Here is a 12,636-nt window from a genome sequence, read left to right on the forward strand (position 1 = left end):
GATTGCCTCAGTAGTCAACGGAGTCGCGGATGATCGGACAGGTCATGCAGTGGCCGCCGCCACGCCCGCGGCCCAGTTCGCTGGCGTCGATGGTGATGACTTCGACACCGGCTTTGCGCAGCAGGGTATTGGTGTAGGTATTGCGGTCGTAGCCGATCACCACGCCGGGCTCCAGCGCTACCACGTTGTTGCCATCGTCCCACTGCTCGCGCTCGGCTTCGTAGCTGTCGCCGCCGGTCTGCACCGTGCGTAGTTTCGCTATGCCCAGCGCCTCGGCAACCACCTCAAGGAAGCTCTTCTGCTCGCGGCGTACATCGATGCCGCCGGGTTTGCTGTCGTCCGGACGCAGGCTGAAAGGGGTGATCGCCTGGACAGCCTCAGGGTAGATGGTCACCAGGTCGCGATCGCAGAAACTGAATACGGTATCCAGGTGCATTGACGAGCGATTGACCGGTAATCCGGCGACGATCACGCGTTCGGCCGCGCCGCCACGGAACAGCGATTGCGCCAGCTGACCGATGGCCTGACGGGAGGAGCGTTCCCCCATGCCGACCAGCACCACGCCGTTGCCGATTGGCATGACGTCGCCACCCTCGAGCGTGGCCAGCCCGTGGTCGAGGTCCGGGTCGCCGTACCAGATCCTGAAATCGGCGGTGGCGAAAGTGGGATGGAACTTGTAGATCGCCGTGGTTAGCAGGGTCTCCTGGCGGCGCGCAGTCCAATGCATGGGGTTGAGCGTTACGCCGCCGTAGATCCAGCAGGTGGTGTCGCGGGTGAATAGCGTGTTCGGTAGCGGTGGCAGGATGAAGCTGGAGTGGCCGAGGTACTCCTTGAACATTCGTACAACATCGCTGCCATCGCTGGCCGGAAGGTCACCAGCGGATACGCCACCGATGAGGAACTCGGCAAGCCGCCGCGGTTCGATCTCTTGTAGCCACGCCCGTACTTCGTCATGCAAGCCCAGGCCGACGAGATTGGGCGTGAGCTTGCGATCCAGAATCCAGCGCTTCGCTTCGGCATCCTGCAGGACTTCGGTGAGCAGGTTGTGCATCTCCAGTACCTCGACGCCGCGCTCGCGCATCTTGGTGACGAAGTCGAAGTGATCGCGCTTGGCCTGGCTGACCCACAGCACGTCGTCGAACAGCAGCTCATCACAGTTCGAGGGGGTGAGCCGCTGGTGTGCCAGACCGGGGGAGCAGACGAGTACCTTGCGCAGCTTGCCGACCTCGGAATGTACGCCCAGTTGCTGGGTGGTAAGGGGCATTGGAAATCTCCTTTCACGGACTGGCCTGTTCGGTATTGGCCAGGAGAGAGTCAAAGGCTCAGGAAACCGTCGTAAAGACCATAGGCGGCGATCAGCGCCCCGGCGAGCACGACAGCGAAGACAAGCCTTTCCATTGTGGTGAACACGGGTTTTCCCAGCTCGCGCCTGGCCTTGGCGAACAGCAGCGCACCGGGTGCATAGAGCAGCGCCGACAGCAGCAGGTACTGGATGCCACCGGCATACAGCAGCCACGCGGCATACAGTAGGGCGACCAGAGATACCGCAAGGTCTTTGCTGCGTGCACCTGGGTCGCTCTCGTAGGTCTCACCGCGCCAGCTGACCATTACGGCATAGGCAGCCGACCAGAAGTAGGGCACCAGGATCATCGAGGTCGCGAGGTACAGCAGGTTGAGATAGGTCGCGTCGTTGAACAGGGTGATGATCAGCATCAGCTGTATCAGACCGTTGGATAGCCACAAGGCATTGCTGGGTACTTGCCTCGAATTCTCCTTGCGCAGGAACTCCGGCATGGTGTGGTCCCGCGCTCCGGCAAACAGTATCTCGGCGCACAGTAGCGTCCACGCCAGCAGGCCGCCGAGTAGCGAGACGATGAGCCCGACGCTGACCAGCAGCGCTCCCCAGCGCCCGACCACGTGCTCGAGCACGCCGGCCATGGATGGATTCTTCAGCGCGGCAAGTTCCGGCTGGCTCATGATTCCCATCGACAACATGTTCACCAGCACCAGCAGGAGCAGAACGCCGTAGAAGCCGATCACCGTTGCCTTGCCGATATCCCGGCGATTTTGCGCGCGTGCCGAATAGATGTTGGCGCCTTCGATGCCGATGAACACCCAGACGGTAACCAGCATCATGCCGCGAACCTGGTCCATCACGCTGCCCAGTTCCACGTTGCCCGCACCCCAGAAGTCGGCCGTAAAAACGTCGAGCCTGAAGGCCAGTGCGGTGATCACGATGAACAGTACCAGCGGCACCACCTTGGCGATGGTGGTTATCAGGTTGAGAAATGCGGCCTCTCTGATGCCACGTAGTACCAGAAAGTGGATAGCCCAGAGCAACAGCGAAGCGCATGCGATCGCAGCGGCGGTATTGCCTTCGCCGAAGATCGGGAAAAACAGCCCAAGGGTGCTGAACAGCAGGACCATGTAGCTGACATTGCCAATCCAGGCGCTGATCCAGTAGCCCCAGGCCGAGGAGAAGCCCATATAGTTGCCGAACCCGGCCTTGGCGTAGGCATAGACGCCCGTATCCAGTTCGGGTTTGCGATTGGCCAGCGTCTGGAACACGAGGGCGAGGGTGAGCATACCGACCCCGGTTATCGCCCAGCCGATCAGCACCGCGCCGGCCCCGGCGCTGGCCGCCATATTCTGCGGCAGCGAGAAGATACCGCCGCCGATCATCGAACCGACCACGAGTGCAACTAGCGCGCTCAGACGCAGTTTCTGCGCAGATTGAGACATTCGAGAGCCCTCCTATCATCCACTGCCATGTATGAAGCGCCGGCGTTGCTGGTTTGGGGATGACCTGCATCAGCTTTACGACTGTTCGCAGAGCCGGCGTTCCCAGCGATTCGATGAAGTATCGGGCCGTGTTCGCCCAGGGCAGGGGCGTGACTTGGGACCAGGCCACCACCTTAAATGCCAAGCAGGGAATCGAGCTGACAACCGCGGTTGAGTGGATCAGGCAGAACCTAGGTGCCCGTTCGAGTTGATCGCACCGTATTGTCGTGTCGCCGCAAGGGGCGCCGGCTGAGTGGAATCGCGGGCACCGGCTTCCGGAGTCCATGCTGAACAGGGAGGAGGGTCTACGCTTGCCGGGTGGGGTGTCACGGCAGTCAAGAGGCGGCCGGCTGCGCTGAGAGCGCTTGCTTGGCGTGCTTCTGCGACCACTTTTCGGAGAGCCACGATGAACAGCAAGAACACCATCTGCCTGTGGTACGACGGTACTGCGCTCGACGCCGCTGCGTTCTATGCCAGAACGTTTCCTGACAGTACCGTGGACGCCGTCCATCACGCGCCCGGCGACTACCCAGCCGGCAAGCAGGGGGATGTCCTGACGGTCGAATTCACCGTGATGGGAATTCCTTGCCTTGGGTTGAACGGAGGCCCCGCGTTCAAGCACAACGAGGCGTTCTCGTTCCAGGTGGCCACCGACGATCAGGCTGAAACGGACCGCTTGTGGAATGCCATTGTCGGCAATGGCGGTCAGGAGAGCGCCTGTGGCTGGTGCAAGGACCGGTGGGGCATCTCCTGGCAGATCACACCGCGGATCCTGACGCGCGCCGTTACCAGCCCGGATCGAGCGACGGCCAAGCGCGCCTTCGACGCCATGATGCATATGACGAAGATCGACATTGCAGCGATCGAAGTGGCTGTGGGGCGATAACCTTCGCCGCTCCAACACGTTCATGCACCAGCGCCTGCCCGTCCTAACGCTCGGGCCGGTGCGCTGAATTCAGCTGCGCAGCAGGGCAAGCACTGCGCTAGGCGGATGGCCAGTCCAGCGCTTGAACGAGCGGCGGAAGTTGGTGGCGTCGTGGAAGCGAAGGTGATTGGCGACCTCTTCGTTGCTGTAGCCCTTGAGTTGGTACAGATAGAGCGCGACCAGCAGCCGGATCTGGTCGTGTTGCTCCTGATAGCTGGTGCCGTGTTTATGCAGCTTGCGTTTGAATGTCGCTGGGCTCATGGCCAGCGCTTCGGCGGCGTGTTCCAGGTTGGGTGCCACGCGGACATGGCGCAGCAGCCAGCGTTGCAGGGTGTCCAGCAGGCTGGAGCGGGCGCCGAGTGCCTGCAATTGCTGGCGCGCTTGCTGGTACGCGACCTGAGCTGTGCTCTGGATCGTTTGCGGCCAGGGGTTGGTCAGGTACTCGCGTGGCAGGCGCAGAAGGTCATAAGGTCGGTTGAACAGCAGATCCTCGCCCAGGTGAACCCAGTACTGTTCGATATGACGAGGCAGCGCCTGGCGGAAATGGAACTGCCAGGGCAGGTGTTCACCACTCAGCCGCCTGCTCATGGCCACGACCGCCGTCATGCTCGCTTCGAGCATGAAGCCTCGCTGTAATCCAAGCCCGCAGCTGTCCAGCCAGTACAGGTAAGCATGTTGCTCATCCAGCAGCAGGCGGGGGCTCATCAGCGGAGACAGCAGCGCGCGCATTTCGCCCAACAGCTCCAGCGCTTGCTGCAGGTTGTTGGCCAGGCCCAGCGCCTGACTGGCTGCGCCGTGATGGCCGGGCAGCAAACGCTGGCCGAAGAGGAAACTGGAGTCGTCCGCAGCCAGCAGGCGCCGCGCATTGTCGATCAGGATGAGGAACTGGGTCGGACTGATCTGTGTCTCGGCCTGTGGCACATCTTCCAGAAACAGACCCGTGCCGCGCAGCAGGCGATGGCTGTCGATGCCGCGCGACAGGCACAGCTCGATCAGGCTGGCGGGCTGTTGGTGTGCGGCAATGCAACGGGTGTCGCATTCGTACCAGGGACAGGTCAGGGTCATGGTGGCTCAGGCTCGTAGCGCCAGCGGCCGCTTGGCCTTGGCCAACGCCAGGTTGAGGCGGCGCAGCAGCGTTTCGGGACTTTCCTGCATGGCCATTACCGTAGCCACGCTGGCGCTGAGCTGGATGCGCTCGCCGTGTTGGCGCGACTTGTGTGCGAGGTGCGCAATCGCCGCAGCAAATTCGGTGGCCATGCGCGATGCCAGCGTTTCTCCAGTGTTAGGTAGCAGGGCGACGAAGCGGTCGCCGGCCAGACGGCAGAGCAGATCCTGGTGGCGCAGGTTGAGCAGCAGTTGCTGGGTCACTGCCAGCAGTACCCGATCACCCTCGGCATGGCCGTAGCGTTGATTGATACCGTCGAAATCATCGATATCGACGATCACCAGCGACAGCGGTTGTTGCTCGTTCGTGCTGTGCGCCAGGCTCAAGTCCAGCTGACGGCGTAGATAATCCGCGCCACCTAGCGGGGTGAGCTTGTCGAACAAGCGATGTTCACGAAACAGACGCTCGCGTTTTTCCATTTGCGCGCTGATCGCCAGCTGCTCGTGATGCCAGTGGTACAGGCCATAGGTGAGCAGCAGCAGGCCCAGCGGCATCGGTGCCGATTCCAGCCAGTTGTCCCAGCCGAGGGTGTCCGGCAAACGGATGAACTCGTCAAGCAGGTCCATCCACCAGGAGAAGAACACGCAGCCCAGGCCGATGGCCAGCAGGTTGGTCACTCGGCCAGCCGGCCGACTCTTGAGCACCAGCCCCAGCCAGGCAAGGGCGAGCAGGGCGGAACCGCCTTCGCCGATCAGATCCAGCCAGACCCATTCGCTCAGTGACTTCAACTCGCCGGCTGCCAGATGCAGGAGCAGACCGAGGTTCGCCGCCACCAGCAGGGCGGCGAGTTTGAGGCGATGTTGGTGCAGCAGGCTGGGCATGGAGACGAGTCCTTCAACGGTGAATCTGTCCAGCTGAACAGAGCCGTGTGACGGCCAGGTTGCAGCGCGGGAGGTCAAATTGGCTCAGGGCAGCGTGCGGTTTTTTTCGATGACTGGCCGCAGACCATCGTCACTGCTGGGCTGTGGATCGTGGCGCTGCCGGTGCAGTGGCGTGATCGCAGGTCATTTCAGCCCATTGAGTACCGTCGCAGCCCTCTAAAAGACGCTTTGCCGCGGCGCTGCCGGAGAGCTGTCACGCAAGCGTCATGCCCTCTGCCTAGCGTGCCTCCCCACTCGCCGGGCCATTGCCTGGCCTTGTCGACACTGGGGAGATTCCGATGATGTTGAAACACCGCGCACCGGCCCGTCGCGCCGGCCATGCCCTCACCGCGCTGGCGCTGGCGGTTGCCGCCACGACAGCCCTGGCGGTCGAACCAAACTCCGAGAGTGGCACCGAGCATGTCAATGTGGTGGGCCAGGCGGTCAGCATGGACAAGGCCATCCGGGAGCAGCGCCGGTCCGACAGCGTGAAAAGCGTGGTCAGCGCCGATGGTGTGGCCCAGCTGCCCGATGAGAACGTCGCCGAGGCCGCGCAGCGCCTGCCCGGGGTCAGCGTCGAGCGCGATCAGGGCGAGGGACGCTTCGTCAGCGTTCGCGGGCTGGGCCCTGATCTCAACAGTGTGACCATCAACGGCACGCTGATCCCTTCGCCGAACAGCGGTACCCGCGCGGTGGCGCTGGACGTACTGCCGTCCGAACTGGTGCAGTCGCTGTCGGTGGTCAAGACCCTGACGCCGGACATGGATGCCAATTCGCTGGGCGGCACCATCGAGGTGGAAAGCCTGTCGGCGTTCGATCACAAGGGCCTGTTCTACACCGGTAGTGTCGAGGCCAGTCACGACGAAAACACCGGCGAGAACAGCCCGAAACTCTCCGGGGCGGTGAGCAACCGCTTCAGCCTCGGTAGCGGTACCGACAATTTCGGTGTGGCCGCTGCCATTAGCTGGGGCGAGCGTGATTTCGGCTCGGACAACGTCGAAACCGGTGGTGCCTGGGACTTCGAGAACGGTGCCAGGCTCGCCGAATTCGAGCAGCGCGACTACGAGATCACCCGTGAGCGCAGCGGTCTGGGCCTGAACTTCGACTACCAGGCGGATGATCTCAACAGCTACTACCTGCGCACGCTGTACAGCCGCTACAAGGACAGCGAGACGCGCAATGCCGCCGGTGTCGAGTTCGCCGATGCGCAGGCGGCCGGGGAGCTGGGCGACAGCGAAGGCTGGCGCGAGCTGAAGGACCGCGAGGAAACCCAGGAAATCCAGTCCTATGTGCTGGGTAGCGAGCATCTGCGTGGCCCGTGGACGATCAACGTGCAGGCTGGCTGGAGCGAGTCCAGCGAAGACACACCCGGGCACATTGCCGGGGCCGCGTTCGAAGGCAACGACGACTTCGCCGACAGCGGTTTCAGCAGCACCAGCAAGCCTCGCCTGAATATCGACAGCGCCTTCTATGACCCGGCCAATTTCAGTTTGGACAAGGTCGAGTGGGAAGAGCAGAACACCAGCGATACCGAGAAGAACCTCAAGCTTGACCTGGCGCGTGACTATGAGCTGGCCGGCCACGCGGCGCAGTTCAAGTTCGGCGGCAAGCTCAGCCGCCGCGACAAGGACAATGACACCAATGCCTGGGCCTACGAGGACTTCGACAGTTTCGGCATCAGCGACGACCAGTTGCTGCTCGGCAACTTCACCAAGGGGTCGGTGGATTACGGCCTCGATCGTTTCGGTCCGGGGATCAGTGCAGGCGCGGTTGAGGCGCTGCTCGGCCGCCTCGACCGTAGCGCGTTCTACGACGAAGAACAGTCACGGGTGAATGACTTCGACATGCGCGAGGACATCAATGCCGCCTACCTCATGCACACGCTGGATGTGGAGGACTGGCGCTTCATCGTCGGCGTGCGCTACGAAGGCGCGGAGTTCGAAGCCAAGGGTACCGGCCTCGAGGACGGCAATTTTGTCGCCAATCAGGTCAGCAACGATTACGACCACTGGCTGCCGGGGGTGCATGTACGTTACCAGCTGGACCGGCAGACGCAGTTGCGCGCTGCCTGGACCAACAGTGTGGTGCGGCCGACGTTCGACCAGCTGGCGCCGGGCTTTGTCATTGACGGCGATGAAGCCGAGTTCGGCAATCCGAGTCTGGATCCGCTGGAGTCGAGCAACCTCGATCTGGGGATCGAGCATTACCTGAACAAGGACGGCGTGGTCTCGGCTTTCGTGTTCTACAAGGACATCGAGAATTTCGTTTACAACACCGACCTGGCCGGCAGCGGGCGCTGGGCTGCGTTCGACGAGGCCAACACCTACGCCAACGGCGAAAGTGCCGAGCTGTATGGCCTGGAGCTGGCCTGGCAGCAGAAGTTCAGCGGCTTGCCGGCACCCTGGAACGGCGTTCTGGTAGGCGCCAACGCCACCTTCAGCCGTTCCGATGCGAGTATCGGCGCGCGGGGCCAGCGCCGGGACATCGATCTGCCATTCCAATCCGACAGCGTCGGCAACCTGATGCTCGGCTGGGAGAACGACAAGCTCAGCCTGCGCCTGTCGGCCAACTACAAGTCCGACTACCTCTACGAGGTCGCGGCGGTGGATGACGAGGACCACGACCTGCATGTCGACGACCAGACCTTCGTCGACTTCACCGCCCGCTATTTCCTGACCAAGGACCTGCAGCTGACGTTCGAGGCGCAAAACCTCACCGACGAGTCCTACTACGTCTACACCGGCCGCAGCGCCTACAACGCCCAGTACGAGGAATACGGCCCGACTTACAAGCTCGGCCTGACCTTTACCCACTTCTGATCTTGGCTGCGCGCCCGCTGGGCGCGGCTGGTGTCTGCGTGTCTACAAGAAGGATCTGTTTTGCATGAATTTGTCGTTGAGTCGTTCTCTCGCGCTTGCCGGGCTGGCTATTGCACTTGGCGCCTGCGATGCGCTGCCGCCGGCCGGCGCTAGCGCCCAGCCGGGTTTGAGTTTGAGCCCCTGGGGGCAGGCGGCTGGGGTCGAGGCTGAAGAGGTACGCTTTGTTCCGGCGGAGCTGACCGCTGCTGCTGATCTGCGTCTGGCTGCCAGCGAACGCAGAGGCCTGCTGCTGCTGGATGGTCAGGGGGGCGAACTGGCACGGCTGACCGGCTCGTTCAGCGGCCTGGACAGCCGTGTGCTCGGTGAACAGCTATTGGTAGCCAGCCTCGACAGCACCGCTCAGCAAGTGGCGCTGGTGCTGCTGGATGTGCAGAGCCGCCGCTGGCAACGCGCCCTGAAACTGCCGCCGCGTGATTTCGCCCTGTCCGGGCTGTGCCTGTACCGCGACGAGGCGAGCAATCTGCATCTGTTCCTGCTGGGGGAGGAGGGACAGGGTGAGCAGTGGCTGGTTGCCGGCGCGAATGAGCTGTTGCCTGCGGCTCAGCGTCTGCGCGGTGTGCCGACGCCACCGGGTGCCGAGTACTGCCACGCCGACGATGCGACCAACCGCCTGTTCATTAATGAGGAAGGCGTGGGGCTATGGGTGCTCGCAGCCCAGCCTGAAGCGGACGTCGGGCGTCAGGTAGTGGATATGCGTGTGCCGTTCGGTGGCCTCAAGGGCAGCCCCGGAGCGTTGGTCAGCGTGCCCGGCGGGTTACTGGCGCTGGACGGCGAGGAACCGGCACTGCACCTCTACCAATGGCGAACGCAAGGCTGGCAGAGCGTCGCACGCCTGCCGCTGGATGGGCTGAGTGAGCCGGAGCGGCTGGATGCACGCGTCACGACCGACGGGCTGGACCTGCTGATTCAGGACGATGACCAGGGGCGTGCCTATCAAGGTCGGCTGAGCTGGAAACCCGAGGCTCCGCTGCTCGCGCCCCCGCTGCCGTACGTCGTGCCACTGCGGCAGACCGAGCCGGTTGGCCGGCATGGCGACGCCGCCGACGATCCGGCGATCTGGGTGCATCCCACGCAACCTGAGTTGTCGCGGGTACTGGGTACCAACAAGAAGCAGGGGCTGCTGGCCTATGACCTGGAGGGTCGGTTGCTGCAGGAGCTGCCGGTTGGCCGGCTGAATAACGTCGACGTGCGCAGCGGCTTCACTCTGGGCGGGCAGCAGGTGGACCTGGCGGTGGCGAGCAATCGCGATCACAACAGCATCAGCCTGTTCGCCATCGACCGGCTCAGTGGCGAGTTGCGCGAAGCCGGTGAGATCCGCACGCCGCTCGGGGATATCTACGGCATCTGTCTGTTTCAGCCGCACAGCGATGAGCTCTATGCCTTCGCCAATGCCAAAGACGGCACTTTTCTGCAGTACCGCCTGAGCAGCGACGCGACCGGTCAGGTGCATGGCGAACAGGTCCGGCGCTTCCAGGTCGCCAGTCAGCCTGAAGGCTGTGTGGCCGATGACCGCCAGCAGCGCCTGTTCATTGGTGAGGAAGACGTCGGTGTCTGGACGCTGGATGCCCGTGCGCATGCACCGGCCAAGCTGAGCAGCGTGCTCAAGGTGGGTGATGTGCTGCGGGCCGACGTCGAGGGACTAGGGCTGTATCACGGTGCGCAAGGCAGTTATCTGGTGGTTTCCAGTCAGGGCAACGACAGCTATGTGCTGCTGGATGCGGCTCCGCCGTTTGCAGTGCGCGGTGCGTTGCGTATCGGTCTGAACGGCGCGCTGGGTATCGATGGGGCGTCCGAGACAGACGGCCTGGAAGTCAGCTCGGCCAACCTCGGTGGCCCCTGGAGTCAGGGACTGCTGGTAGTGCAGGACGGGCGCAAGCGGCTACCCGAGGCGACCCAGAACTTCAAACTGGTGCCCTGGACGGCGGTGGCGCAAGCCCTGGAGCTGGACTGACGCGGCTGTCATCGGCCGGTAACCCGCACGTAATCGAATAACACGGCAACTCTCCCGCGCTGGCGGGCAGAGCAGCGGGCGGCGACGGCCGGCCCGCGTTCATCAAGAGGAATCAAAACCATGCACGCGACACTCGAGCACATGACCATCTGGGGGCTGATCGGAGATGCCTCGCTGCTGGTCAAGGGCGTGATGCTGACCCTGTTGCTGGCTTCGCTGGCCAGCTGGTATCTGATCGTCCAGCGCGGTCTATTGCTGGCGCGCAACGATCGCCTGCTCAGGCAGTTCCAGTTGCGCTTTCGCAACAGCAACGACCTGGCGCAGCTCTATCGCGAGAACAGCGGCGATACCGATGAAGACGCCAGCCTGGAGCGGATTTTCCGCGAAGGTTATGGCGAGTTCAGCCACCTCAAGCGTGAGCCCGGCATCGGCGCCGATGCGGTCATCGATGGTGTCGAAAGGCGTTTGCTGGTGAGCATCAGTGAAGAGCAGGAGCGCCTGGAGAAGGGCTTGGCCTTTCTTGCCACCGTGGGTTCGGTGAGTCCCTATATCGGCTTGTTCGGCACGGTATGGGGGATCATGAATTCCTTCATCGGCCTGTCGCAGGTACAGCAGGCCACGCTCAGTACCGTAGCACCGGGCATCGCCGAAGCGCTGATCGCGACTGCTATCGGGCTGTTCGCGGCGATTCCCGCGGTCGTGGCCTACAACCGCTTCGCCGCCCGCGTCGAGACGCTCAGCACGCGCTTCTATGCCTTCGGCAACGAGCTGCAGGGCCGGCTGCATCGCAAGCTGCAGGCCGCCAGTTGCCTGTCGCAAGCCGCCTGAGGGTCAGCCGATGCGCAAGCCCTGTCGCAAGCATGGCCCCAAGGCCGAAATGAACGTGGTGCCTTACATCGACGTGATGCTGGTCCTGCTGGTGATCTTCATGGTCACCGCACCGATGCTCACCCAGGGCGTGAAGGTCGAGTTGCCCAAGGTCGCCGCCGAGGCACTGGCCAGCAACAGCCAGCAGCAGATTCTCACGCTTTCGGTGAAGGCTGACGGCAGCTACTACTGGAACCTGGGTAGTGAGCTCGAGACGGAGCAGCACACCGACAGCGCTGTGAGCCTGGAGGAAATGACCGCCAAGGTTGGCGCGATCATCGCCTCGAGCGGCGACACTCAGGTGTATATCCGCGCCGATCAGCACGCCGACTACGCCACCGTGGTGGCGGGTATGGCTGCCTTGCAGCAGGGCGGCGTGGCAAACCTCGGGCTGATCACCGAGGCGCCCCGGCCATGACGGGCATTTCGATGCCGATGTCGATGCAGCGAGCGCATTGGCCGAGCCGCGGCCGTCGTCGCCATGCACTGGCTCTGAGCGTGGCCATAGGGCTGCACGTCCTGGTGCTCGCCGCTCTGCTCGGGCACTGGCAGGTTGTGCCGCCGGTCGAGCCGCAGGTCCGCACCTTGTCGACGCGATTGATCAGTCTGCCACCGCCAGCTGTTGCCGTGGCTGAGCGCATCAGGCCGGTAGCTGAAACGGTGCCTGAACCGGTTGAGCCCTCGCCGCGGGTCGAGTCGCCTGAACCAGAGGTTGCGGCCCTGGCCCGCAAGCGCGTCGAGCCGCGCCAGAACGAGGTGCGACGGGTGGCCGAACTGCAGCGTGCCGCCCGGCTGAAGCGGGAGCGACAACTGGCTGCCGAGGCGCAGGCGCGTGCTGAAGAGCAACGTCAGCAGGCCGTTGCAGCGGAGCAGGCGGCCGCGGCGGCCAAGGCCCGTGCGGCGGCCGAGGCGCTGGCTGCCGCCAGCCGGCCTTACCTCCCGATAAGCAAGCAAGCGCCCGACTACCCGGACCGCGCGCTGGACAAAGGCATCGAAGGCGACTGCACGGTGACCTACGGCGTGACGCCCGACGGCCGTGTGGAGAATCCGCAGGTGCTGGGCGATTGCCACCCCTTGTTCGTCCGGCCTTCGCTGGCGGCGGCACGCACCTTTCGCTATCGGCCGCGCATCGTCGACGGCCGCGCGGTGCGCGTGCCCAACGTGAAGAACACTTTCCACTACCGCATCGAATAGACCCGCGCCAGCGC

At 63.6% G+C, this 12,636-nt stretch carries 10 protein-coding genes and 1 pseudogene; 7 read left to right on the forward strand and 4 right to left on the reverse strand.

What is annotated here, in order from left to right; genetic code table 11:
- Positions 1–7: 7 nt before the first annotated feature.
- Entirely contained in the window at positions 8–1,264 is a 1,257-nt protein-coding gene (arcA, locus tag N8H22_RS05165; RefSeq protein ID WP_264589548.1) for an arginine deiminase, read from the reverse strand.
- Between the two features lie 50 nt (positions 1,265–1,314).
- Positions 1,315–2,742 carry an arginine-ornithine antiporter gene (gene arcD, locus N8H22_RS05170; RefSeq protein WP_264589549.1) on the reverse strand — a complete coding sequence of 476 codons (1,428 nt, stop codon included), beginning with the start codon at positions 2,740–2,742 and terminating at the stop codon, positions 1,315–1,317.
- Between the two features lie 116 nt (positions 2,743–2,858).
- On the opposite strand from arcD, the pseudogene N8H22_RS05175 reads away from it, so the two are divergent.
- Positions 2,859–2,993 (forward strand): annotated as a pseudogene (locus N8H22_RS05175) (aromatic alcohol reductase); the annotation flags it as partial.
- Positions 2,994–3,187: 194 nt separating this feature from the next.
- Positions 3,188–3,667, forward strand: a complete 480-nt coding sequence (locus tag N8H22_RS05180; protein ID WP_264589550.1) for a VOC family protein — start codon at positions 3,188–3,190, stop codon at positions 3,665–3,667.
- 69 nt (positions 3,668–3,736) lie between these two features.
- Here the strand turns inward: N8H22_RS05180 and N8H22_RS05185 are convergent, their stop codons facing one another.
- Both N8H22_RS05185 and N8H22_RS05190 read right to left on the reverse strand, forming a co-directional pair.
- Entirely contained in the window at positions 3,737–4,771 is a 1,035-nt protein-coding gene (locus N8H22_RS05185; protein ID WP_264589551.1) for an AraC family transcriptional regulator, read from the reverse strand.
- Positions 4,772–4,777: 6 nt separating this feature from the next.
- A complete protein-coding gene (locus N8H22_RS05190; protein ID WP_264589552.1) occupies positions 4,778–5,692 on the reverse strand; it encodes a GGDEF domain-containing protein in 915 nt (304 codons plus the stop codon).
- A gap of 341 nt (positions 5,693–6,033) precedes the next feature.
- Here N8H22_RS05190 and N8H22_RS05195 point away from each other — a divergent pair, with 341 nt between their 5' ends.
- The 5 genes from N8H22_RS05195 to N8H22_RS05215 all read left to right on the forward strand — a co-directional run bounded on the left by N8H22_RS05195 (position 6,034) and on the right by N8H22_RS05215 (position 12,622).
- Entirely contained in the window at positions 6,034–8,550 is a 2,517-nt protein-coding gene (locus tag N8H22_RS05195; RefSeq protein ID WP_264589832.1) for a TonB-dependent receptor, read from the forward strand.
- 64 nt (positions 8,551–8,614) lie between these two features.
- A complete protein-coding gene (locus N8H22_RS05200; protein WP_264589553.1) occupies positions 8,615–10,561 on the forward strand; it encodes a phytase in 1,947 nt (648 codons plus the stop codon).
- Between the two features lie 120 nt (positions 10,562–10,681).
- Positions 10,682–11,389, forward strand: a complete 708-nt coding sequence (tolQ, locus tag N8H22_RS05205) for a protein TolQ (RefSeq protein WP_264589554.1) — start codon at positions 10,682–10,684, stop codon at positions 11,387–11,389.
- A 10-nt stretch (positions 11,390–11,399) separates the two neighbouring features.
- A complete protein-coding gene (gene tolR, locus N8H22_RS05210; RefSeq protein ID WP_264589555.1) occupies positions 11,400–11,846 on the forward strand; it encodes a protein TolR in 447 nt (148 codons plus the stop codon).
- On the forward strand, positions 11,843–12,622 hold the full coding sequence (locus N8H22_RS05215; protein ID WP_264589556.1) for an energy transducer TonB: 780 nt from the start codon (positions 11,843–11,845) through the stop codon (positions 12,620–12,622). The genes tolR and N8H22_RS05215 overlap by 4 nt, the downstream gene beginning before the upstream one ends.
- The last annotated feature ends 14 nt before the right edge of the window (positions 12,623–12,636 follow it).

Origin of the sequence: Stutzerimonas sp. S1 (assembly GCF_025966695.1) — a bacterium.
Lineage (GTDB): Bacteria > Pseudomonadota > Gammaproteobacteria > Pseudomonadales > Pseudomonadaceae > Stutzerimonas.

Excerpts from the sequence above, each read along its gene's own strand:
- N8H22_RS05215 (WP_264589556.1), top strand. The coding sequence starts at position 11,843 with ATGACGGGCATTTCGATGCCGATGTCGATGCAGCGAGCGCATTGGCCG.
- arcD (WP_264589549.1), bottom strand. The coding sequence starts at position 2,742 with ATGTCTCAATCTGCGCAGAAACTGCGTCTGAGCGCGCTAGTTGCACTC.
- tolR (WP_264589555.1), top strand. The coding sequence starts at position 11,400 with ATGCGCAAGCCCTGTCGCAAGCATGGCCCCAAGGCCGAAATGAACGTG.
- tolQ (WP_264589554.1), top strand. The coding sequence starts at position 10,682 with ATGCACGCGACACTCGAGCACATGACCATCTGGGGGCTGATCGGAGAT.
- N8H22_RS05180 (WP_264589550.1), top strand. The coding sequence starts at position 3,188 with ATGAACAGCAAGAACACCATCTGCCTGTGGTACGACGGTACTGCGCTC.
- arcA (WP_264589548.1), bottom strand. The coding sequence starts at position 1,264 with ATGCCCCTTACCACCCAGCAACTGGGCGTACATTCCGAGGTCGGCAAG.
- N8H22_RS05190 (WP_264589552.1), bottom strand. The coding sequence starts at position 5,692 with ATGCCCAGCCTGCTGCACCAACATCGCCTCAAACTCGCCGCCCTGCTG.
- N8H22_RS05185 (WP_264589551.1), bottom strand. The coding sequence starts at position 4,771 with ATGACCCTGACCTGTCCCTGGTACGAATGCGACACCCGTTGCATTGCC.
- N8H22_RS05200 (WP_264589553.1), top strand. The coding sequence starts at position 8,615 with ATGAATTTGTCGTTGAGTCGTTCTCTCGCGCTTGCCGGGCTGGCTATT.
- N8H22_RS05195 (WP_264589832.1), top strand. The coding sequence starts at position 6,034 with ATGTTGAAACACCGCGCACCGGCCCGTCGCGCCGGCCATGCCCTCACC.